Genomic DNA, 23,448 nt, shown 5'->3' on the forward strand with positions numbered 1-23,448 from the left:
CGCGGGTCGCTGCACGTTCGCGACGTTCGCCCGCAGCGTACCCGCGTCGTTGAAACAGTTGAATACAGCACGTGTTACTCTAGCATATCGCACCTGGCCTCAGAGGAAATCCATAGGGCGCGCAAGGCGGCGCGAGACCCCTCGCGCACGTGTGCCAGAATGTCCGCCGATGCCGAAGACGCGGGCGAGCCGTCCGGCGCTACCCTTCGGCTGCGTGCGGGCGGAGCGAAGCACCCGCCCGAGTTGTAGGCCCACGAGGACGGTCTTCGCTCCCCGCGGGCCCGGATTCCCTCTTCGCAGTCCCAGATTCTTCCGCCGCCCTGCCGCGCGCCTAGCGGAGCACTTCTTCTGCCTCGATGACCTCACGATACAGGCTCATCGTCTCAAGGGAGGGATCTATTCCCAGCTCATCGGCTAAAAATCGGCGGCACGAAAAGTACGTCTCAAGCGCGGCGGTACGCTGCCCTGCAGCCACCTGAGCCCGCATGAGCGCAGTATAGGCGTCCTCGCGGGTCCGATCACGCTGGTGTGCGGCGCGCGCGAACCACAGCCCCTCCTGCACGTCCCCCGCCTCGACGAGTCGCGATGAAGCTGCCACCAACGCGTCGACCAGGCGGTTGCGATAGTCGACGCGCATGCTCGCAATAGCCGCGTTATCGGAATCGCTCGGCATAAGATCATTGGAGAAGCGGTCGCTCACCTCCGAAAACAGATGCACCCAGCCACCGTGCCCCGGCCGCTCGAACAAAAGTTCGCGACACACCTCGTCGATGCGCATGACATCGCTCGAAAGCAGGCGCGCATCGAGGCGCAGGCCCTGCTGCTGGCGGATGAGGTAGGGGCAGTCCCCCGAGGGCGTCGTCAGCGCGCGACGCAGCATCGACCATATCCCGTAGAAGTTCTTCCGCGCCGATTCCAGGTCGCTTTCTGGCCAGATCAGGCTGACGAGCCGATCGCGGGAGAACTCGCGCCCGCGATTGAGTACGAGCAGCGCGAGTAGGGTCTTGACCTTCTGTCGTCGGAAGCGCGCCGGATCGACGGGAGCATCGCCGATGCGCACTTCGAAACACCCGAACAGGTTGACCGTCAGCGTCGGCGCTTTCGATGCGAGGCCGACCCTCAAGGGAAGCTCGGCCTCGGCGCCGAAAGCGCCGGGAAGAGCCGCGAGCGAACGGCGGCGTTCGGCCCGCTCGCTCTCGATGCGCTCGCATGCGGCGCGCTGGGCATATAGCGTCATCTCGATGCTGCGCACCGCCAACGCCGCGCGCGCGTCCAAAGCGGGCAGCGCAACCGCGCCCCGCTCGCATGCCCGCTCGAACGATATACCTGCGACCGCCTCGTACAGCCGCATTGGCCCGCGGACGGACGACACACGCGATCGGACGATGGCGGCGAGACGATCGAGCACCGTGGCGGGACACGCGGCGGAATCGCCTCGCAGGCCGTCGAGCGCCGCCCTGCGCAGCACCCAGGAGGAGGCATGGCCAAGCGCACTACCTCGCGCGCCGCGGTCGTACCACGCCACCCATGCTTCGGCCCCCTCCGTGCAGGAACGGGACAGTGCGACGTGAATCGAGGCCGCCATGGCCCAGTCCTCGACAAGGGCGCCATCGACCCCGGCCCGACGCGGACCGCCCGAGGAGGCCGCAGCAACGCACGCGGCAACAATCGATTCTGCTCTGAGGCGCTCATCCTGCTGCGCGCATCGCGCGAGCACGAGCGCGCCGACTGCCCGCTCGCGCGGGGGCGCGGAAGCATCGCCCGCCACGCGCCGCGCGGCGGTGCAGGCGCTCGCGCGATCGTCCAACATCGCCCTTCTGACAGCTTCGTCGGCATCGAGGCGCACGCCCGCGCCGCCCGTCTCGCCCGCAAGCGAACGGTACACCTCGCACGCCGGAACGAGGCAGGCCGCATCGAACAGCTCGGATCCGCGGCAGGCTAACCATTTCGCACGCGACGACCTGGATGCCAGGAGGCGCACCGTATCGCACGCGCGCTCGTGACGCACACGCGCCATAAGCGCATCGGCCAGCCGCGTCACGAGCGTATCCCGGTCGGGTAGCAACGACCGCTCGGCCAGCAGATCGAGGCGCGCCGCGAAGGCCGAGGCGATGTCCGCGACCATAAAAGGCGCCGCGCAGAACCGCTCGAGCTGACGATCGATGCCCAGATAGGGGTACCGATCCGCCAGGAGCTCGGTCAGATCGGCGATGCGCGGGCTGAACGCCGCAAGATCGTCGAGCGGCCCTTCCTCGAGCACGAGCATGGCGAACAGGGGTAGCAGCATGTCGGCGGGCAGTTCCTCTCGCAGTGCCAGAGCAAGAAAGGGCGCCCCGTTCTGCGCGTCGCCCCAAACAAGCCCAGCCACGCGCTGCGCTGGGGGAAGCGCGCATGCAGGCGTCTCGGCGCGCTCGGCCGGCGTGCGGAACTCGTCGACCTCCGCATCGGTCAACAGCAAGTCCGATGCCGAAAGCTTGATGCGATCGCAGAGGCAGTCGAACGCGTCGCATGTAGGAACGCAGGTGGCGATAACCTCGCATCCCCGATCGAGCAAACGATCGATCTCCTGCGCGAGCAGCTCAACGCGCTCCGAATCGAGCGGGGGCACATCCTCCAACACCGTCAGAAAAGGCGCCTCGTCCGCCTCCATCAGAACGCAGGCGATGCGCTCGCCATCGAGATCGCGCAGAAAGCAAGGGCTTTTCCCGTCGATCCAAAACACATGCTCGAATGAGAACACGGTGTCGGCATATTCCAAAGCGAGGTTCGTCTTTCCGAAGCCGTCAGGTGCGACCACGAACCGGGCGACACGCCTCTCACGCAGGAGTCGAGCTATGAGCTCGGGACGCGTAACATGGCGGTTGACATCGAGGTGCTGAGGACGACGACCGCGGCAGGCCGCCCTCGTGAGGAAATCGGACATACGTATCACTCCCGATGGCACGGGAAATGCAACGATCCGAAAGGGCATTTAGGATACCATGCGTCATCATTCGCCCGCAAGCCGACATCGGTTCGCCCTTCGCGGGGACCGACGGTGTACAATAGCGAAATCGCCCGAACCCGAGGAGGATCCTATGTTGCAAACGGCTTCGATCGCCGATCTGCCCGCTTTCCTTACCGCCCATGCCGACGACCCGCGAACGGGGACCGGCTGCACCGTGCTCGTCGCTCCCGCCGGAGCCGTCTGCGGGGTTGACGTGCGTGGAGGAGGACCCGCCACACGCGAGACCGACTTGCTCAAGCCCGAGAACATGATCGAGGCAGTGCACGCCGTCGTGCTTTCGGGCGGCAGCGCGTTCGGCTTGGCGTCGTCGACGGGCGTCATGGAGGAACTCGCCGAGCGCGGCATCGGCTTTCCCGTGGAAAGCGCGCTTGTGCCCATCGTCGTGAGCGCCTGCCTGTTCGATTTGCTCGTTGGCGAGAACGCCCATCCGGACGCAGCCATGGGCCGCGCCGCTGCAAAAGCGGCGCTCGATCGGGACTGCCAGTCGCTCGCAGAGGGAAACGTCGGCGCCGGATGCGGCGCAACGGTAGGCAAGATCCTCGGTGGCGAACACGCAATGAAGTCGGGGCTGGGCATGTACGGACTACGGCTCGGAGAGCTTGTGACCGTGGCCGTCGTCGCCGTGAATGCCCTCGGCAACGTCCGCGATGCGGACGGCGCATGGATCGCCGGCTGCCGAGATGAAGAAGGGGGCATCATGGATCCCTTAGCGGCACTCGCAGCCTCGCAGGTCGCCGCAGACGATGCCGACGCTCCTTCCAAAGAGAGCGGCCCCTGCGCGAACACGACCATCGGCGTTGTGCTCACGAATGCCCGCCTCACGAAGGCGCAGGCGACGAAAGTATCCTCCACGGTTCACGACGCCTATGCCCGGGCCATCAAGCCCGTGCACACATCCAACGACGGCGATACCGTGTTCACGTTCGCCTCGTGCGAGACGGACGCCCCGGTCGACGTCGTGGCCGTTCTGGCAACCGAGGCCATGCAGGGGGCTATCGAGCGGGCCGTCCTGCAGGCCGAAGGAGCCTTCGGCCTGCCTGCAGCGCGTGATCTTCGCGCATCAGCGCAGTAGGAGGAGTTATGCGGTTCGCGAAACCGGCAAACCGGATCCTGTTCGCTTCGTCCGTCATCGTGACGGGCGCTGTCGCAGGGGCGTTCGTCTGGCTGCTGCTGTTCGTCATGAACCTGGGCATCTCATTCGTCTGGAACATCCTGCCCGAGCACTTCGGGCCCTTCTTCCCGCTTCTAGCCTGTTCGATCGGTGGCCTGGTCATCGGGTTGTTCGCTAAGCGCTTCGGCTCGTATCCCGAAGATCTCGACGAGGTCATGGCCAAGGTGAAGCGCGACGGCCGCTACGACTACGACAAGTTGGGCGTGATGTCCGCAGCCGCCTTGCTCCCGCTCTTCTTCGGAGGGCCCATCGGTCCAGAGGCGGGGCTCACGGGCGCCGTCGCCGGCATCTGCACCTGGGTCGGCGATCGCATGAAGCGCTTCGGCAGCGAATTCCGGCAGCTCACGTCTGTGGGCACGATGGCAGCGCTCTCGGCCATATTCACTGCGCCGCTATTCGGATTCGTGGCGCCTCTGTACGGCAGCGTGGACGAGAACGTGGACGACCGAACCATCCGCATACCGAAGACTTGGAAGATCGTCGTGTATCTGTGCGCCATCGCCGGCGCACTGGCTGCGTTCGCCGGACTGGGCGCGCTGTTCGGCGGGGGCATGTCGCTGCCGCGCTTCACCGACATCCACGTGGGAACGGTCGAGCTGCTGTGGCTAGTCCCGCTCGCGCTCGTCGGCGCAGCGGGCGGCTGGTTGTTCTGCATGGGCGACGGCCTGTTTGGCAGGCTTTCCGACAAGATGGGCGATCGGCCCGTCCTGAAGGCCGTCATAGCCGGCACCGTACTCGGCGTAGCGGGCATCGTGCTACCCTTCGCGATGTTCGCAGGCGAGACACAAGCCGAGGAGCTCGGCCGAATGTGGACGTCGATGGGCGCGCTCGCGCTCCTGGCCACCGGTTTCGTCAAGGTGCTGCTCACGCCTTTCTGCATCCGCTTCGGATGGCGCGGCGGGCATTTCTTCCCCGTGATCTTCGCGGGGGTATCCATAGGCTACGGCATGGCGACGCTCACAGGAGCCGACCCGGTGTTCTGCCTCTGCGCTTGCACGGCCGCGCTCGTCGGCGGAGTCATGCGCCAGCCCCTCATGGCCGTACTGCTGCTGTTCCTCTGCTTCCCCGTCAAAGGCGTCATCGTCATGCTGGCTGCGGCGGCACTCGGTGCCATCGTTCCGCTTCCGACGGCGTTCCGCAAGAAGCCGAGAGAGCAGGAGGACCCGCAGTCCGAAGACGTCCCGGCGGAAAGCCGATAACCCGGCTCGCACAGAAGGGACTTCTCGCGATCCCATGAGCGAGCGACGGTCGGCCAAAGCCCCACGCTCTTTCAGGATCCCAAGAAAGCCCGGTCAACCCGGCGAGCGGAGAGGAGGCTCTTTGCACGATCCTGGAAGCGAACCGACAGTCGCGAGAACCGCCTCCTCTCCGGCCCGCCGCAGGTAGATTCCGAGCTTATCGCTTCAACAACTTGGAGATGCGATCGGAGTACTCAAGCCCGGTCAGGCCCGCCTCGGCCGCAAGGTCGACGACCGGCGCGTCGTTCCAAAGGGCCTCAAGACGGTAGTACTCGCGCGTCTCGGGCTGAAACACGTGCACGACAAAGCTCCCGTAGTCGAGCAGCGACCAGGTGCCATCCTGCGTCCCCTCTCGATGGAGCGGCTTGACATGTGCCTGCACGCGCAGCTGTTCCTCGATCTCGTCGACGATGGCATCCACCTGACGACTGTTCGCCGCCGTCGCAATGATGAAGTAGTCCGTCACGCCGATGAGATCGCCGACTTCCTGCACCATGAGATCGGTGGCTTTCTTCTCATCAGCCGCGCGCGCCGCAATGAGGGCGCATTCCCTTGAGGTTGGCTCTGACGAACAGATCGCTTCGGCTCCCGTCGTCACTGTCGGATACTGCTCGGTACTGGTTTCGCTCACGCTGTTCCTTTCCCGCCTGCCGCTTCGCGCGACCGGCTCACATAGTGGTTCCACACCTCGACGGTTGCCGGGTGCAGGCGTCGCCGACGCTCGACAAGCGTCAGCAGGATGTGATTGAACGTCATCATGAACAGTTCTTCGAGCGGCACCGTTCCCGCCGCCGCGCGCAGTCGTTCAAGACCTTCGAACCGCCGAGAAGGCTCGATAGCATCGGCGATGTAAATGATCATGTCAAGATCGCTCATCCCGATCGCGGCAGCGGTATGACGCGCGACCGCCTGGAGCACATCATCGGGAATGCACGGGAACTCCTTCCGGAGCGCCGCTGCAGCCGTGGGTCCGTGCAGCAGACGAGGCATGCTGTCGAACACATAGGGCTCGATTTCGGCGTCAACGCCCAGCTCGCGCGCACGGGCGCGAATGCCAGCGTCATCGAAGTCTTTGTCCCAGTCGTGCAGCAAACCGGCCAACCGCGCCTTGCGGACATCGGTACCGTAGGCCTTGGCGAGCGAAGCCGCTGTTTCGGATACGCCGAGCACGTGCTCGAAGCGCCGGCTCTTGAGCCGCTTCTTCAGATCTTCCTCGCGCGCGTTCAAGAACGTGTCCGAAAGGGCATCGTCAGCAGGTGCGCCCCCAACGGGCTCAGCCTGGCTCGCCTTCCCATCCATCGCAGTCATCGCGCTCCTTCCACACAGCCGCCCGCTCCTTTTTCGCGGTACAGCCCATGCTTCTGAATATAGTCGAGCACCCGCTGCATCGTCAAATAACGAATGGATTTCCCTTCGCGCACCCTCGCACGCAGATCGCTCGACGAGATGGCGAGCGCCGTCACCTCGAGGTAGTCGATGACGAAGCGGCCGTGCGCGGCGATGAGCGCGCGGCGCTCCTCGGACAGCACGTAGCCAGGACGGGTGACCGCGATGAGCCGCGCCAGATCGGCGATGGCGGCGCTCTCGCGCCATTTCACGATGTTGTACACGGCATCGGCCCCGGTGATGAAGCGCAGTTCCACGTTGTCCGGGTAATGGGCGCGCATCTGGCGCAGCGTGTCCACCGTGAACGTATCGCCACCGCGCTCGATTTCCACAGCGCTCACGTCGAAGGCGGGGTTGCTGAGCACGGCGAGCCGGCACATGGCGAGCCGGTCGGCGCCCGACGACACCGCGCGGTCCTTCTTGAACACCGGGTTGCCGGCGGGCACGAACACCACCGCGTCGAGGTCGTAGGCCTCGCGCGCCTGCTCGGCGCAGGCAAGGTGGCCCGTGTGGATGGGATCGAAGGTCCCGCCCATGATGCCGAGGCGCGCAGGCTTCCCGTCACTGCCCAAATCGTCGAATCTCTCGCTGATGACCGGCACTACGCGCGCACCTGCCCCGAGCCGCGCAGGACGTACTTGTACGACGTGAGCGCGTCAAGCGCGAACGGCCCCCGCGCATGCAGCTTCTGCGTGGAGATGCCTATCTCGGCGCCGAGGCCAAACTGCCCGCCGTCGGTGAAGGCAGTCGACGCGTTCGCGTACACCGCCGCCGCATCGACGCGCGCGAGGAAGGCCTCGCACGCGGCCTCGTCCTCGGCCACGATGGCCTCGGAGTGCTTCGTGCCATAACGGTTCACATGATCGATAGCCTCGTCCACGCCGTCGACCACGCGCACGGCCAAGTCGGCCGCGAGGTACTCGGTCGCCCAATCGTCCTCGGTCGCAGGCTGCGTCTCGATACCGCGGGCCGCAGCGACGGCGGATGCGCGCTCGTCGGCATGCAGCGTCACGCCGCGGGCCGCCAGCCCGGCAAGCGCAGCGGGCAGGAAGCCCTCGGCCGCCGTCGCGTCCACAAGCAGCGTCTCGGCCGCGTTGCACACGCCCAGGCGGCGGCATTTCGCGTTCACGATGATGGCGCGCGCCTTGTCAAAGTCGGCCGAAGCATGCACGTACACATGACAGTTGCCCGTGCCCGTCTCGATGACCGGCACCTTCGACGTCTCCACACAGTGACGGATGAGGCCGGCTCCTCCGCGCGGGATGAGCACGTCGATCACGCCGTGCAGCTGCATGAGCTCGTCAGCCGCAGCGCGCTCAGTGGATGCAACAAGACCGACACAGCCGTGCGGCATGCCTGCACTCGCAGCAGCGTCGGCGAGTACGCGAGCGACGGCCTCGTTCGAGTGCGCCGCCATGCTTCCGCCGCGCAACACCGCCGCATTGCCGGACTTCAGGCAGATACCGGCCGCATCGGCCGTCACGTTCGGGCGCGCCTCGTACACGACGGCCACCACGCCCAACGGAACGCTCACGCGCTCGAGCTCGATGCCGTTCGACAGCGTGCGCGCATCCTGCACCCGCCCGAGCGGATCGGGCAGCGCAACAAGATCCTCGAGCGCGGCCGCCATGGCCTCGACGCGCCCCTTGTCGAGCATGAGACGGTCGAGTAGGCTCTCCTTCGTACCGGCCTTCCGCGCCGCCTCCATATCGAGCGCGTTCGCTGCAATAATCTCTTCCGCATGCGACCGGAGCGCGGCCGCCATGGCAGCAAGCGCTCCGTTGCGCTCCTCAGCACTCGTCTGCGCGAGCGCCCCGCTTGCCGCGCGCGCTTCCTCAGCGATGCGCTGCACCTCTTCGCGCACGGTCTTCTCAGCCATGCAACCACATTCCTTCCCATTCGCACAAAGCGCGAAATCAACCCACAGATCCTTCGACATCAGCGAGAGAGATCTGGTGCCTATCGGACGCCAGAACGGCCCTCAACGTCGATGCGTTGTGCTTACCCGCAAGGCCAGCGGAACCGCTCACTCGAACACAACCAGCTCGTCGCGGTGGACGAGCGCCTTGTCGGCCAAGCTTGCGAGCAGACGGTTCGCCTGCAGCTCGGCCCGCGTGCGGCCGATAGCAAGCGCCGCCTCGTCGCTCGCGAACGATACCTTGCCGCGTGCGAAGAGATGACCCGACCCGTCCTTGATGTCCACGATGTCCCCCGCGTCGAATCGTCCCTCGACGGCGCGCACGCCCACCGACAAGAGCGAGCTGCCCTTGCACGTGAGCGCCGTCTTCGCCCCGTCATCCACCACAAGCGCGCCGCGCGCCGCGTCGCCGAGCGCGATCCACAGCTTCTTCGGCGTGATCTCATGTGGCTTGCGCACCGCCGTGAACCGTGTGCCCACATCCTCTCCCGCCGCTGCATCCACGATGGCGCCCGCACGGCGCCCGTTGCACACGACCAGAGGAATGCCCGCCACCATGAGCACGCGGGCGGCCTTGATCTTGGTGATCATGCCCCCCGAGCCCACCGTGGTGCCCGCTTCGCCGGCCACCGCCATGATGTCCGGCCCGATGGCGTTCACCCGCGCGATGAGCTTCGCGTCGGAATGGAAATGCGGGTTCGCGTCGTAGAGACCCTCGATATCGGAGAGGATCACCATAAGATCAGCCTCCACGAGGCAGGCGACGAGCGCGGCCAGCGTGTCGTTGTCGCCGAAGCGGATCTGCTCCACCGAAATGGTGTCGTTCTCGTTGACGATGGGGACCACTCCCAGATCGAGCAGGCGGTCGAACGTGTCCCGCGCGTGCAGATACGCGCGCCGATCGGCCGTGTCCCGGCGCGTGAGCAGCACGGTCGAGGTGACGATGCCGTGCGTTGCGAACACCCGCGCATACGCTGCGGAGAGCGCGCTCTGCCCGACCGACGCCGCCGCCTGGAGGCTCGGCATGTCCTTCGGGCGCCGATCGATCCCAAGAGCCTCCAGGCCGCAGGCGATGGCGGCCGACGTCACGACGATCGGCTTCCAACCGGCCGCCTTCACGCAAGCTATCTGGTCGGCAACCGTCTGCAAATACGCGTAGTCAATCGAACTCTCCGAAGTCGTGAGCGTGGACGAGCCGATTTTCACGACGAGGCGCCTGCCGCACCCGCAGCCTGCAGCGCCCGCAGCCATCGTCTTGTCTTTCGTCACAGGTCGAGCTCCTTGAACATGTCGTCGGCCGTGCGGGCCGATTCGAACTCGAACGCACGCCCAACGATGCGTATCTCATCGCCGTCCACCGCTCCCGCTTTCTCAAGGGCCGTCTCCACACCGAGCCGCTTGAGACGATGCTGGAGGAAGGCGACAGCCTCTTCGTTCTCCCAGTCCGTCTGCACCACCATGCGTTCCACCTGCGGGCCGGATACGCGGAACACGCCTCCGCCCAGGTTCGCCACATCGAACCGGCGATCGCGCTCCCGGCGCCGGTGCTCCCACACATGGTCGTACTGCACGTCGTTCTCGGCATCGGCGCGCGCAGCCTCTCGAAGCTCGTGCACTTTTGTGGCGATTGCGGCCTTCAATCCATCCGCACCCTCGCCTGTGAGCGCGCTCACGCGGTAGAGCTTCGGATCGATGGGACTCGGCCCGAACTCGTCGCCTCCAGCCGCCGCCACGGAATCCTCATGCACACGCTTCGCAAGCCGATCAGCCGCTTCGTCGGAGCCGGGCGCGTCGATTTTGTTCGCCACGACGATGCGCGGTCGCGCCGCCAGCTCATCGGCGTACAGCGCGAGCTCGCGGTTGATAACTTCGTAGTCCTCGAGCGGATCGCGCCCTTCATAGTCTCCCGTCAAGTCCACCACCTGCACAATAAGCGCCGTTCGCTCGATATGGCGCAGAAACTCGTGCCCGAGGCCGCGCCCCTCATGCGCGCCTTCGATAAGCCCGGGGATGTCGGCAATGACGAAGCTGTAATCGCCCGAGCGCGCCACGCCGAGATTAGGCACGAGCGTCGTGAACGGATAGTCTGCAATCTTCGGACGGGCGGCGCTCATACGCGCGATGAGCGAAGATTTGCCGGCCGATGGCATGCCCACGAGCGCGGCGTCGGCCATGAGCTTCATTTCGAGCTCGATCCAGCGCTCCTGCGCCGGCTCCCCCAGCTCGGCGAAGGCCGGCGCGCGGCGCGTGGGCGTGACAAAGTGGATGTTTCCGCGCCCGCCCATGCCTCCTTCGGCGACGACGATGCGCTCGCCGTCATGCGTGAGGTCGGCGATGAGCTGCCCCGTTTCCCTCTCCTCCTCGAAGTACTCGCGCACGACCGTGCCCACCGGCACCTTCAGGACAAGGTCCTCGCCCGTCGCGCCGTGCATGCGCGATCCTTTGCCGTGCGTGCCGCGATCCGCCTTGAAGTGGTGCTTGAATCGGTATTCTATCAGCGACGAAAGGCTGGCATCGGCCTCGACGACCACGTTGCCGCCATGGCCGCCGTCGCCGCCGTCGGGACCGCCCTTCGGGACGTGCGCCTCTCGACGGAACGACATGCAACCTGCGCCGCCGTCGCCGCCTCGAACATGAATGCGTACTTTATCGATGAACACGTGATCGAACCTCGTATTTCGTAGCGCCTTTTCGTTGGCGCCAGCTTTCAGGTTGAACAGGGCACCTTGGATTGTATACGAAACATGCCCCCTAGCGAGCAGGGGGCATGCAAAAACAGACAAGGTGTAGCAGTCGTGAGACGGGATGTATCCTACGCCTCGGGGCGCACGTGAATCTTGCGCTTGACGCCGCGCGTGAACTCGAGCGTACCGTCGCACAACGCGAACAACGTATCGTCCTTGCCGCGGCCGACGTTCTCGCCCGGATGGAAATGCGTGCCGCGCTGGCGGACGATGACGTTGCCCGTCTTGACCGTCTGGCCGGCGAACATCTTCACGCCGAGACGCTGTGCGTGGGAGTCGCGGCCGTTGCGGGTAGACCCGAGACCTTTCTTATGAGCCATGGTGGTTCCCTCCCTTGCTTACTCGGCGTCGTCCGACGCAGGCTTCTCGTCGGCTTTCTTGGCAGCCGGCTTCTTCTCGACAGGCTTCTTGGCGGCCGGCTTCTTCTCGGCCGGAGCCTTTTTCGCATCCGCCTTCTCCGCCTGATCAGCAGCGGGCTTGACCTCGTCCGCCTTCTTTGCGGCGGCCTTCTTCGCAGCGGGCTTGGAGGCCTTGGCGGAACCGACGGATTCGATCTCGATGCGCGTCAGCTGCTGGCGATGTCCGCGCAGCTTCTTGTAGTTCTTGCGCTTCTTGAACTTGAACACGAGCTGCTTCTCGCCCTTGAACTGCTCAAGGATGACGGCAACCACCTTCGTGGCCGCTGCTTTCGCAGGGTCGGCCTCGACTTTAGAGCCGTCGACGACGCAGATGGCGTCGAGCTCGACCTTCGCCCCGACCTCGGCGTCGAGCTTCTCGATGTTCAGCTTGTCCCCGGGGGCAACCTTGTACTGCTTGCCACCCGTCTTCACGATTGCGTACATGAATGTCTCCTCATTTTTATCTATCCGAACTCCCGAGGGGAGTGGAAAACGCAAGGCGATATCTTATCAGCGAAGGGACATGCTTGTCAATAAGCATGCTCCGTGATTTTCCCTAGCCTGTGCAATTCCTCTGCTTCGGGCCGAATCATGGTACCAGACCTGCATGCATATACGAGCGCAAAGCCCCGTTTCTCACCGTTTCATCGCAAACGCGTCCCACCGCCCGCGTTCTCGACCAGCGCCGGCCTATCCGGCTGCCCCGTCCGCGATCAACATCGGGACGAAACCGTCTTGGATGGCAGATGAATCCCCTAGTGGGATTCGGCCCAGGTGTCGCCGAACGATATGTCCACATCGAGCGGCACGCGCAGGACGGCAGCATGCTCCATGACATCCTTCACGAGCGCCGAGACCGGCTCAATCTCCGCCTCGGGCACGCTGAAGTCCAGCTCGTCGTGAACCTGCAGCAGCAGCTTGGCCTCGAAGCCGCCCGCCATCAGGCGACGCTGGACCTCGGTCATCGCGAGTTTGATGATGTCGGCCGCGCTTCCCTGCATGGGATGGTTCATAGCCGTGCGCTCGCCGAAGCCGCGCTGCACCGCGTTGCCCGAGCGCAGCTCGGGAATATGACGGCGCCTGCCGAACATCGTCTCGGCATAGCCGTGCTCCTTCGCCTGAACGATCGTATCGTCCAAGTATGCTCGAACGCCCGGATAGGCCTCGAAGTAGCGCTCTATCATTTCCTTTGCCTCGGCGAAGGAAATGCCGAGGCTCTGGGACAATCCGAATGCCTGCTGGCCGTACACGATGCCGAAGTTCACGGCCTTCGCCCGGCTGCGCAGCTGAGGCGACACCTCTTCGACGGGAACATCGAAGACGCGGGCGGCAGTGCTTGCGTGAAAGTCCGCGCCCGAGCAGAATGCGGCGACGAGATGCTCGTCGCCGGAGAGGTGAGCGAGGAGGCGCAGCTCGATCTGCGAGTAGTCAGCTGACAGGAATTTCTGGCCCGGCGCGAGCGGAACGAAGCAGGCCCTGATCTGACGGCCGAAGTCCGTGCGCACGGGGATGTTCTGCAGGTTGGGATCCGAGGAGGACAGCCGCCCGGTGGTAGTCACCGTCTCGTTGAAGCAGGTGTGGACGCGACCGTCGGCCCCGCGCATGCGCGGCAGCGCATCGATGTAGGTGGACTTGATCTTGGCAAGTTCGCGGTAGCGCAGCACGAGCGAAGGCAGCTCATGCTCCTTTGCCAGCTCCTTGAGGACGGCGGCGTCGGTGGAGTAGCCGCGCTGGTTCTTCTTGAGGGGCTTGAGCCCCAGCTCCTCGAACAAAACGCGCGAGAGCTGCTTGGGCGAGTCGATGTTGAACTCTTCACCGGCCAGATCGTAGATGCGGCCGCTCAGATCGTCGAGCTCGACTTGCGTACTCGCACCGAGGCGGGCCAGGTGGTCGCAATCGATGGATGCTCCGGTGCGCTCCATGATGGCGAGCACGCCGATGAGGGGCAGGTCGATGTCGAAGTAGGCGTCCCTCGTACCGTCGGCGTCGAGCGCCTCTGCCAGCGGCTGCGCGAGCATACGCGCAGCCGCGGCCTGGATCGCGGCCATGTCGGCATCTCCCTTCGACTCGGGAAGGACGCCGTCGCAGTAGACGCCGAGCAGCGCGTCGAAGGTGTAATCGGCCACAGACGAATCGAGAACGTACGCCGCAAGGCTGAGATCGAACGCGTCCATGCCCATGAGGTCCGCATCGTCCACGAGCGCGGTCTCGGCCGTGTCTGCCGGGTAGACGCAGTGCACCGTCTGCTTGACATCGAGTGCGGCGAACCGGCCGCCGCGGACGATGCGAGCAACGGCCTCGCGTCCGGATTCGTCCTCGAACAGAGCCGTGCCCTCGCTCGTGCCGACCGCGCAGTGCAGCCCCGCGCTGAACAGTGAGACCTGCTTAGGCTCGACGATGGAGACGCCGAGTCGCTCGCCCCGTGCGAGAGCGGCGTCCACAAGCTCGTCGGCAGCCTGTCCCGTCACGACCGGCTCGACCGAAAGCGACGCCACCTTCTTTTCCAGCTCCTTGCCGACGAGCTTCAGTACGCGATTGAGATGGGAGTTGAATTGGACCTTCTTGAATGCCTCCGTCACGACATCGGAATCGAACGACGGGAAGCTGCACCCTTCAAGGTCGAGCGGAAAGTCGAGGTCGCAGACGATGGTGGCCACGTCACGGCTCAGGAACGCCATATCCTTGTTGTCGACCATCTTCTCTTTCTGCTTGCCTTTGAGCTCGTCCACATGCTCGTAGATGCCTTCAAGGTTCCCGTATGTCTGCAGCAGCTTTGCAGCCGTCTTGTCGCCGATACCCGGCACGCCGGGGATGTTGTCGGACGAGTCGCCTTTGAGGCCGAGGAAATCGATGAACTGGTCGGGGCGCACGCCGTAGCGCTCCTCCACCTCCGCGGGCCCGTACACGGCCACGTCGGTGATGCCCTTCTTCGTGGTGACGATGCGGGTTTGGCCGCTGGCCAATTGATAGGCGTCCTTGTCGCCCGTGACGAGGAGCGTTTCGTAGCCTAACGCCTCGTTGCGCTTTGCGACCGTGCCCAGCACGTCGTCGCCCTCCCAGCCCTTCACGCGAACAACGGGCACGTTCATGGCCTCGAGCAGCTCCTCGATAATGGGGAACTGAACCTTGAGATCATCGTCCATAGGCGGGCGCTGCGCCTTGTACTGCTCGAGCGCCTTCATGCGAAACTCCGGCCGGCCCGCGTCGAACGCGCAGATGAGAGCATCGGGGTTTTCAGAATCGATGAACTTCAGCAACATGGCAAGAAACCCGAACACGGCGTTGGTCGGACGACCGTCGGGCGCATTCATCGTTGAAGGAACGGCATGGTAGGCGCGGTGCATGAGCGAGTTGCCGTCGATGACGGCGATCTTCTTCGGCATGGGGCGAGGTCCTCCGTCGGCTTGGGTTTCAACCGATCAGTATAGCGCAAGCAAGCCGCCCGCTTCAGAAGTGCGGCCGCGCCCAGCCGCTCGGACAGTCCTGCTCGCGTAAAACGCCCACCGGGCGTTTTGGCTCGTGCGAAACGCGCTTCGGGCGCGCGGGCGCGCCCCCGAAGCTGCTTGCATCTCCGTGAAAGATTCACACCGAGCCGCGGTAATCCCGCTGCATGCGAAAACCGACCGTCGGCGACGACAACTCGCTCGACGCCTTGGTGGAGGGGATTCAACCTGCGGGGCCACGTTGCTGCGGGGAACGTTGCGAGAAGACCCTGCCGAAGGGTCGGCTCGCGTGCAGGGCATAGGCTCGCATCGCTTCAACCGGCGGCTCTAGGCGCTCCAGAGGTAGCCGACACCGCGGACCGTCTCCAGGTGCTGGGAAAGATCGGGGCCCAGCTTGGCGCGGACACGACGGACGTGGACGTCGACCGTACGGCTGCCGCCGTAGTAATCGAAACCCCACACGCGACGCAGCAGCGCGTCGCGCGAGTACGTACGGCCAGGATGGGTCACGAGAAACGTGAGAAGCGCGTACTCCAAATACGTGAGGTCCAAAGGCTCGCCGGCCACAGCCACCTGGTACGTGGCCAGGTTGATGGTCATGGAGTCGACGGCCACGAGATCGGAAGCGGAGCCTTCGTTGCCAGGCCAGAGAAGCTGGCGGATACGGGCGGCGCATTCAGCCTCGCCGGCTCCGCGCACCACGAAATCGCTCCTCGCCTGTACGGGCAACCGGAACTCGGCCAACTGCTCCTCGTTCACGATTATGAGCAGCGCTGCGGAACCATCCTCGGGAAGGAGCGACTCCGCTTGCGCGACGCAGCCCGGCGCCCCACCGCACGCCTCGTAAATGACGAGATCATAGCCGGGGTGCTGTGCCAGCAGCTTCTTGAGCTGAGAAGACGATCCGGCCGATACATCCACGTCCAAGCTTGCGAGGACATGTTGGAATTTGTGCGCGTTGTCCAGGCTGTCCGCAACGAACATGACCGATTTCCTCATGTCGGCGCCTCCGCCCCCTCTTCCCGGCGCATATCAGAGCACCGCCAAATAACGTTCGCGCTCCCACGCGCTCACGTTACCTTGGTACTCATTCCACTCGGCGCGCTTGGCCGCCACGAGATAGGAGTGAATGTGATCGCCCAGCGTTTCGCGCATGAGCTCCGATTCGGCGAACAGCTCCACCGCTTCGCCCAGGCTTTCTGGGAGCGTCTCGATCCCCTGCTCCCGAAGCTGCTGGCGCGAAAGCGCGAACAGGTCTTGATCCTCGGTCGGTTCCTGGAGTTCCAGCTCGTCCTCGATACCTTGTAAGCCCGCCGCGAGCATGACGGCAAAGGCGAGGTAGGGGTTCGCGGCCGGATCGGGGCTGCGCAGCTCGATCCGGCAGGCATCCTCGCGACTTGGTCGATAGCCTGGAATACGCACGAGCGTCGAGCGGTTTCGGCTTGCCCACGACAGGTACGTGGGCGCCTCCCCTCCCGAGACGAGCCGCTTGTAGGAGTTCACATACTGATTCGTAACCGCGCAGAACTCGGGGGCGTACTTCAAGAGGCCCGCTATGTAATGCTTGGCGACCTTCGAGAGGCGGTAGCCCTGCGGATCATCGGGATCGAAGAACGCATTGCGCCCGTCAAGATCGAAAAGACTCTGATGCACATGCATCCCGCTGCCCGGCGCGCCCGCTAAGGGCTTCGGCATGAACGAGGCATACACACCGTGCTTGAGCGCTATCTCCTTCACCGCTAGCTTGTAAGTCATCACCGCATCGGCCATCGAGAGCGCATCGGCGAAGCGCAGGTCTATCTCGTGCTGCGACGGCCCGTTCTCGTGATGGGAATACTCCACGGGAATGCCCATCTTCTCCAGCGTGAGCACCGTATCGCGGCGCAGATCACTCGCGTAGTCGAGGCTCGTGAGGTCGAAGTACCCGCCTCGGTCGAGCACCTCGGTGCCGCCGGCGTCCTTGAAGTAGTAGAACTCCAGCTCCGGCCCCACGTTGAATACGTAGCCCCTGTCCCGCGCCTTGTCCACCGCACGCGCCAGCACCTGGCGCGGGTCGCCCTCGAAGGGACGGCCGTCCGGGGTGCGAATGTCGCAGAACATGCGCGCAACCGCGTTGGATTCGGGACGCCACGGCAGCACCTGGAACGTCGAGGCATCAGGAAAAGCCAGCATATCGGACTCTTGGGTGCAACAGAAGCCCTCGATGCAGCTTCCGTCGAAGCCCATGCCGTCGGCGAACGCGCCCTCCAGTTCGCTTGGAATGACCGCGAAGGATTTCATGAGGCCGAGCACATCAGTGAACCAGAAGCGAACGAAGTGAACATCGCGGCTCTTGATGGTTTTGAGTACGAAATCCTGTTGAGGGCTTGAGGTCATCGCACATCCTTTCTCTCAAGTCCATTATACCCTGCGATGTTTCCGTTTCGTTACCGGCGCAGAGTGAGCGCTGCAGGAAGATGGCGCTTGAAGTCGTCGCGATGATTCCTATTTCGATACCGGCGTGCAGGGAGCGCTGCCGACGACCGCATCCGAGCCCCCGGCGGCAATGTATGATGCGGCGCCCTCGCTGCGATCGGCCGCTACCTCCTGCCTGAATGACGCATGCCCGCAGCTGCAGCCGCAAGCGATGCAGCGCACGCCGCAACGGTTGCCAGGACGGGCACCTGATCGCCGTCGTCGGTGGCTGCGAGCACGTGCTTGGCAGAAGTGTAGCGGCTCGGAGGCACCGCGCGCATTGACGAGGACGACCCGCCTTCCGACGGAGACGATGCGACGCCCGATCCTGCTTCGGGCCGAGAAGCGGAAGCGGGAAGCTTCTCGAACTCTGCCCTCACGGTCAGATCCTCGTCGACATAATCGAACGGCACGTCCCATCCGATAAAACGGTATCCATCCGGCGCTACAGCTTTCGGCGGTGCAGCCGCACCGAACAGCGGAACCTGCTCGACAGCCAGAACCGCATCGTCGAAGCCCTCGAATGTCACCGTGCGCGTCGCCGTTATGAGAAACGAGCCGTCCTCGCGAAGCGCGCCAATCTCCTCTCCGTCCTCATAGACCGACGTCGAATCGTTGACGGAAAGATACTCGTACCCAAGCAACTGATCCAAGCGCGTCGCGCCGAATGGCGCGGCGATGGCGAACGTTTGACCGGGATTGCCCACCGATACGCCAAGGACGGGCACGGGCTCGCCGAGAGGCACCTGCGAAAGATCCAGAACGCCGCCGAACACGGTGAGGGAGCCCTCGATGCGCGCGCTGGGCAGGACGGCAAGCGTCGCATGCTCCCAAACGTGCACACCCCCGATAGCTCCCTCGAGGCGCACGGAGACGGACCCGTAGATATCGACCGAGCGCTCGACGCTTCCAAGCGCGATGGAGCCCGACCCCCCTACGGCGTCGTCGCGATCAGACATCCAAACGTCCACAGAGTTGCCTCCGCCGCTCGTTTCCAGGCGCACGGAGCGCGCCACCTCGAGCGTGCCGATGTGCACGCCGGCGCCGATGCCGACGCGTTCGACTGCGGATGCGACGTAAACGTCCCCCAGCTCTGATCCCGCCATGCCGACGATCGACACGCCCTCCCCGGTGATCGACAGCCGCAATCCATCCCATGAGTACGAAGCAGCGGGACCTTCCACCTCGAAGGGACCCGCCGCGGATGGCGAGGAATCTTCATCGGGCGTCGACGAGCTGCCGTTCGGAGCGGCGATCGCCGTCGCAGACGGGCAAGCCGCGCACAGGGCCGCCAGGCAGACCGCGGCAAGCACGGCGGCGCATGCTGCCGCTCGACGCCGGACGATAGATGCAAACATACGCGATGCAGTCATTGAACAGTCCTCTGAACAGGTGCTTTCGTGATCGATGCTAGCGCATGCCGCACCTGGCCCGCCTCGCCTTCGCCGGTGCGCACCGAACGGTTGCCTGCTTGTTAGGGCTCTTAGAACCTCGGCAGGGTAACCGTTTTCTACTGATACTGCGAACCGCGCGCGCCGTGGAGACGTTGTGCTATCCTTACACCTCGACGAAACCGCCGCTACGGCACGCGTCCGCGCAGGTCGCCGACGCACTCCGCGCCCGACCCGCACGCGTCGCCGCAGTCGGAACACCGATGAAAGGCGACCCCCATGAACCTCTCCGTCAATCAGACCCTGCACGGATTCACCGTGCTCGCTCGCGAAGAGCTGCCCGAGATCGACGGCACCGCCTTTGTGCTCGTTCATAAGAAGAGCGGCGCGCGGCTGCTTTACCTGGCAAACGACGACAGCAACAAGGCGTTTTCCATCGCGTTCAAGACACCTCCCGCCGACGACACCGGCGTATTCCATATCCTGGAGCACTCGGTGCTGTGCGGCTCCGACAAGTTCCCCGTCAAAGAGCCGTTCGTGGACCTGCTGAAGAGCTCCATGCAGACGTTCCTGAACGCCATGACGTTTCCCGACAAGACCATGTACCCGGTGGCCAGCACCAACGAGCAGGACCTGCTCAATCTCATGGACGTGTACCTCGATGCAGTGCTCCATCCGGCCATCTACCGCAAGCGAGCCATCTTTGAGCAGGAAGGCTGGCATTACGAGCTGGCCGGCGACGTCGAATCCGACCTAGGCGACTCCATAGCAGGCGACGTCGTGGCGCGCACCGAAGCCGAGGACGCCACGGCGGAACTCGTGCTCAACGGCGTGGTGTACAACGAGATGAAGGGCGCCCTGTCCGATCCGAACTCTGTGCTCTACGACGAGCTGCAGGCGGCGCTGTTCCCCGACACAGCCTACCGCTTCGAGTCGGGCGGCACGCCGCGCGCCATCCCCGACTTGACCTATGAACAGTTTCTTGACGAACACCGCCGTCACTACCGGCTGAGCAACAGCTACCTCACGCTGTACGGCGACCTCGACCTGAACCGCATGCTTGCCTTCCTTGATCGGGAGTACCTCTCCCCCGTCGCCGATGAAGAGGCCGCACGCGACAGAGAGCGCTCCGAAGCGGGCGAGCTGCCGCTCGTGCCGCACGCACTCGAAGCTCAAGCGCCCGTCGTGGCCGAACACGTGAAGCGCACTATGGACACAGCGCCCGAGAACGCATGCGCCGGACTAGGCTACGTCATCGGGGACGCAGCCGAACGAACACGTGTGACGGCGGTGGACATCTTGCTCGACGCGCTCATGGGCAGCAACGAAGCGCCCGTGAAGCGCGCGCTTCTCGATGCGGGCCTCGCCGACGACGTGCTGGCTTTTTTGGCCGACGGCATGCTGCAGCCGTTCATCGTCGTGCAGCTGCGCGGTGCGAAGCCGGAAGCGGCCAAGCGCTTCCGCGCCATCTTCGAGGATGCCGTACGCGCCGTTGTCGAGCAGGGGGTCGACCGTACGCTCGTGGAGGCATCGCTCTCGCGCGCCGAATTCGTCATGCGCGAGCACGACTTCGGCATGGCCGACGGCGTGGCGCTGTCCATGACGGCGCTGTCGGGCTGGCTTTACGATGATGCGCTGGCCACAACGTACCTGCGCTACGAAGACGACTTCGCCCTGATGCGCCGCGAGCTCGGCACGGGCTACTTCGAGCGGATACTCGTGGACGTGTTTTTGGAGAGCGACCATTGGGCGCTCGCAGAGATCGTGCCCGCAGACGGCGACGAGGAAGCCTTCGAGATCGAGCGCCTGCGCACCGCCGAGGCGGCCATGGATCCTGCGGACTTCGCGCGTATCGCCGATGAAGAGGCGGCATTGCGACGCATGCAAACGGAACCCGACGCCCCCGCCGCACTCGCCACGTTGCCGCGCTTGTCCGTCGGCGACATCGGAGACGCGCCCGACGAACCCGCCTACGGCACGGTCGACGGCACGCCTGTGCCATGCATTCGCCATCACGTGCCTTCGCGCGGCATCGCCTATACCTACCGCTACTTCGACCTCAACCGCGCGCAGTTCGAGGAGCTGCCTTATGTGGCAGTGCTCGCGCTCGTGCTGGGCAAGCTGGGAACGGCGCGCCACACGGCTGCTGAAATCGACACGCTTGTAAACGGCAAGCTGGGGAACCTGTCGTTTTTCGCCGACCTCTACGAGGGCGATGGCGAAGCTCGCGACCTGGCGCCGAAATTCGTGGTGGGCGCGAGCGCTCTCTCCGAAAACGTGGAAGCCGCGTGCGAGCTGCCGCTCGAGATCATGCTGGAGACCGATTTTTCAGACGCGGGCAAGATCAAGGACGTGCTCCAGCAGCGGCGCATCGGAATGGAGCAGAGTTTCGCAGCGGCAGGACACGCAGCCGCCATGGCGCGCGTGGCGTCCTACTACCTGCCAGCAGGCGTGATACGCGAGCAGCTGGGCGGTATCGACTTCTACCGGTTCTTGAAGGATTTGCTCGCGCACTACGATGAACGCGCCGATGAGGTGGCCGAGCACCTGACCGCCCTCGCACGAAGGCTGTTCGTGGACGAAGGCTGCACGGTGAGCTTCGCAGGCTCTGATGAAGACTTCGAGCGATTCTGGAGCGCTGGAGCCGGGACGGGACGCCCAGGCTCCCCCGAGCTCCCGCTATCCGTGCCCGAGCCCGTCATACGCAACGAGGCGTTCGTGGTGCCTTCGGATGTGTGCTATGCAGCTCAGGGTTTCGATCGGCGCGCCATAGGCGCACCGTATACGGGCGCCTGGCAGGTGGCGGCGCGTGCGCTCTCCTACGACTACTTATGGAACGAGGTACGCGTGAAGGGCGGCGCGTACGGCGCCGGTTTCGGAGCTGCACGCACAGGCAATATGCGCTTCTACTCCTACCGCGATCCGCACCTGGACGAAACCCTTGCGCGCTTCGCCGAATCGGCGGCGTGGCTTGCTTCCTTCGAGCCGCGCACCGAGGAGATGGAGGGTTACGTGGTGGCCACCGTTGCAGGATTCGATGCGCCCCTAAAGGCCCGAGCGCTCGTGAGGCGCCAAGACGGCGACTGGTTTGCCGGGCGCACGCCCGAGACACGCCACGCTACCCGCAGCGAGATGCTTTCCGCCACGCCCGAAGAAGTTCGGTCCCTGGCTAAGCCCCTCGCGCTGGCTATCGAGCGAAATGCAGTGTGCGCCTTCGGCGGCCAGGATATCATCGAGGAATCGGGCGCCGGATTCGACGTTATAACCTTGCTGGCGGAATAGCGTCGGAGAGGCGCAAGCGAAAGTCGACATTCACGTCGGCACGCGATGCGTTTCGAGCTAGAATGGGCCGTTGAGGACGGAACCTTGCACGGTTCCGGGTTCGCGCGCCGTCGGGCTTGACGGGATGCGATATTAATGATACTTCTATAGTATCAATTAGACGAGCGAAGCAGAGATGGAGAGCACGGCCATGCTTGAATTGAAGAACCTCACGTTCGAGGTGCCGCTCTCCGAGGGATCCTCGGAGAAGAAGCGCATCATCGACGACCTGTCGCTGACGATCCCCAGCGACCGCTTCACGGTTATCACCGGCCCAAACGGCGGCGGGAAATCCACCCTCGCAAAGCTCATCATGGGCGTGGAGCAACCGACCGCGGGACGAATCCTGTTCGAGGGGGAAGACATCACCGATCTCGGTATCACCGAGCGCGCTCGGCGCGGCATCGGCTACGGGTTCCAGCAACCGGCCCGCTTCAAGGGCATGAAGGTGAAAAAGCTCCTCGATATTGCAGCCGGCAAAAAGTTGCCGATGCTGTCCTGCAACGAGTACCTGGCCAAGGTGGGACTCTGCTCAGCGAGCTACCTTACCCGCGAGGTGGACAAGAACCTGTCCGGCGGCGAGGTGAAGCGAATCGAGATCGCCACGATCCTCGCGCGCGACCCGCAACTCGCCATCTACGACGAGCCGGAAGCCGGCATCGACCTCTGGAGCTTCGACCGTCTCACCGAGACGTTCCGCAGCATCCATGAGGCCCGCGACGGCCGTTCGATCGTGATTATTTCGCACCAGGAACGCATCATTCAACTTGCCGATGAGATCGTGGTGCTGCGCGACGGACGAGTGGTCGAGACGGGAGCACCTGACGACATCATGCCGAAGCTCGGCTTTGTCTCCAAGGGCATACCCGGCTGCCAGCTGACGGAGCCGACAGAACTCCATCTCACCGAGATTCCCACCACCTGCTAGATAAACGACGGGGTTTCCGCGGCAAAGCCGCAAAAGCTCCGAGCCGTTC

The 23,448-nt window shown here is 64.5% G+C and carries 17 protein-coding genes; 4 read left to right on the forward strand and 13 right to left on the reverse strand.

Annotated features, from left to right (window positions below; all coding sequences use genetic code 11):
* Positions 1–331: 331 nt before the first annotated feature.
* The gene (locus tag C2L71_RS08170) at positions 332–2,797 is read right to left on the reverse strand and encodes an AfsR/SARP family transcriptional regulator (RefSeq protein WP_239926525.1); all 2,466 of its coding nucleotides are present in this window, start codon (positions 2,795–2,797) and stop codon (positions 332–334) included.
* A gap of 280 nt (positions 2,798–3,077) precedes the next feature.
* On the opposite strand from C2L71_RS08170, the gene C2L71_RS08175 reads away from it, so the two are divergent.
* Both C2L71_RS08175 and C2L71_RS08180 read left to right on the forward strand, forming a co-directional pair.
* Positions 3,078–4,079, forward strand: a complete 1,002-nt coding sequence (locus C2L71_RS08175; protein WP_103265280.1) for a P1 family peptidase — start codon at positions 3,078–3,080, stop codon at positions 4,077–4,079.
* Positions 4,080–4,087: 8 nt separating this feature from the next.
* On the forward strand, positions 4,088–5,377 hold the full coding sequence (locus C2L71_RS08180; RefSeq protein ID WP_103265281.1) for a chloride channel protein: 1,290 nt from the start codon (positions 4,088–4,090) through the stop codon (positions 5,375–5,377).
* A gap of 196 nt (positions 5,378–5,573) precedes the next feature.
* On the opposite strand, the gene rsfS is transcribed toward C2L71_RS08180, so the two are convergent.
* The 12 genes from rsfS to C2L71_RS08240 all read right to left on the reverse strand — a co-directional run bounded on the left by rsfS (position 5,574) and on the right by C2L71_RS08240 (position 19,132).
* On the reverse strand, positions 5,574–6,047 hold the full coding sequence (rsfS, locus tag C2L71_RS08185; protein WP_244946745.1) for a ribosome silencing factor: 474 nt from the start codon (positions 6,045–6,047) through the stop codon (positions 5,574–5,576).
* Positions 6,044–6,724 carry a bis(5'-nucleosyl)-tetraphosphatase (symmetrical) YqeK gene (gene yqeK / locus C2L71_RS08190; protein ID WP_239926527.1) on the reverse strand — a complete coding sequence of 227 codons (681 nt, stop codon included), beginning with the start codon at positions 6,722–6,724 and terminating at the stop codon, positions 6,044–6,046. The genes rsfS and yqeK overlap by 4 nt, the downstream gene beginning before the upstream one ends.
* On the reverse strand, positions 6,721–7,404 hold the full coding sequence (gene nadD, locus C2L71_RS08195; RefSeq protein ID WP_103265282.1) for a nicotinate-nucleotide adenylyltransferase: 684 nt from the start codon (positions 7,402–7,404) through the stop codon (positions 6,721–6,723). Before nadD ends, yqeK begins: the two co-directional genes overlap by 4 nt.
* Complete coding sequence (locus tag C2L71_RS08200) at positions 7,404–8,681, reverse strand: glutamate-5-semialdehyde dehydrogenase (RefSeq protein ID WP_103265283.1); 1,278 nt, start codon at positions 8,679–8,681, stop codon at positions 7,404–7,406. The genes nadD and C2L71_RS08200 overlap by 1 nt, the downstream gene beginning before the upstream one ends.
* 147 nt (positions 8,682–8,828) lie before the next feature.
* Positions 8,829–9,971 carry a glutamate 5-kinase gene (proB, locus tag C2L71_RS08205; protein WP_103265323.1) on the reverse strand — a complete coding sequence of 381 codons (1,143 nt, stop codon included), beginning with the start codon at positions 9,969–9,971 and terminating at the stop codon, positions 8,829–8,831.
* Positions 9,972–9,985: 14 nt separating this feature from the next.
* Complete coding sequence (gene obgE, locus C2L71_RS08210) at positions 9,986–11,380, reverse strand: GTPase ObgE (RefSeq protein WP_103265284.1); 1,395 nt, start codon at positions 11,378–11,380, stop codon at positions 9,986–9,988.
* 152 nt (positions 11,381–11,532) lie between these two features.
* On the reverse strand, positions 11,533–11,784 hold the full coding sequence (rpmA, locus tag C2L71_RS08215) for a 50S ribosomal protein L27 (protein ID WP_103265285.1): 252 nt from the start codon (positions 11,782–11,784) through the stop codon (positions 11,533–11,535).
* Between the two features lie 18 nt (positions 11,785–11,802).
* On the reverse strand, positions 11,803–12,306 hold the full coding sequence (gene rplU, locus C2L71_RS08220) for a 50S ribosomal protein L21 (protein ID WP_103265286.1): 504 nt from the start codon (positions 12,304–12,306) through the stop codon (positions 11,803–11,805).
* Between the two features lie 311 nt (positions 12,307–12,617).
* Entirely contained in the window at positions 12,618–15,245 is a 2,628-nt protein-coding gene (polA, locus tag C2L71_RS08225; RefSeq protein ID WP_103265287.1) for a DNA polymerase I, read from the reverse strand.
* A 387-nt stretch (positions 15,246–15,632) separates the two neighbouring features.
* A complete protein-coding gene (locus C2L71_RS08230) occupies positions 15,633–16,304 on the reverse strand; it encodes a winged helix family transcriptional regulator (RefSeq protein WP_103265288.1) in 672 nt (223 codons plus the stop codon).
* A 33-nt stretch (positions 16,305–16,337) separates the two neighbouring features.
* Complete coding sequence (locus tag C2L71_RS08235; RefSeq protein ID WP_103265289.1) at positions 16,338–17,681, reverse strand: glutamine synthetase family protein; 1,344 nt, start codon at positions 17,679–17,681, stop codon at positions 16,338–16,340.
* A 203-nt stretch (positions 17,682–17,884) separates the two neighbouring features.
* Positions 17,885–19,132 (reverse strand): hypothetical protein, encoded by a 1,248-nt coding sequence (locus C2L71_RS08240; protein WP_103265290.1) that lies wholly within the window; start codon positions 19,130–19,132, stop codon positions 17,885–17,887.
* A 297-nt stretch (positions 19,133–19,429) separates the two neighbouring features.
* Between C2L71_RS08240 and C2L71_RS08245 the strand changes: the two genes are divergently transcribed.
* Complete coding sequence (locus C2L71_RS08245; protein ID WP_103265291.1) at positions 19,430–22,432, forward strand: insulinase family protein; 3,003 nt, start codon at positions 19,430–19,432, stop codon at positions 22,430–22,432.
* 190 nt (positions 22,433–22,622) lie between these two features.
* A complete protein-coding gene (locus tag C2L71_RS08250) occupies positions 22,623–23,399 on the forward strand; it encodes an ABC transporter ATP-binding protein (protein ID WP_103265324.1) in 777 nt (258 codons plus the stop codon).
* Positions 23,400–23,448: the final 49 nt, after the last annotated feature.

The organism is Enteroscipio rubneri (genome assembly GCF_002899715.1).
GTDB lineage: Bacteria > Actinomycetota > Coriobacteriia > Coriobacteriales > Eggerthellaceae > Enteroscipio > Enteroscipio rubneri.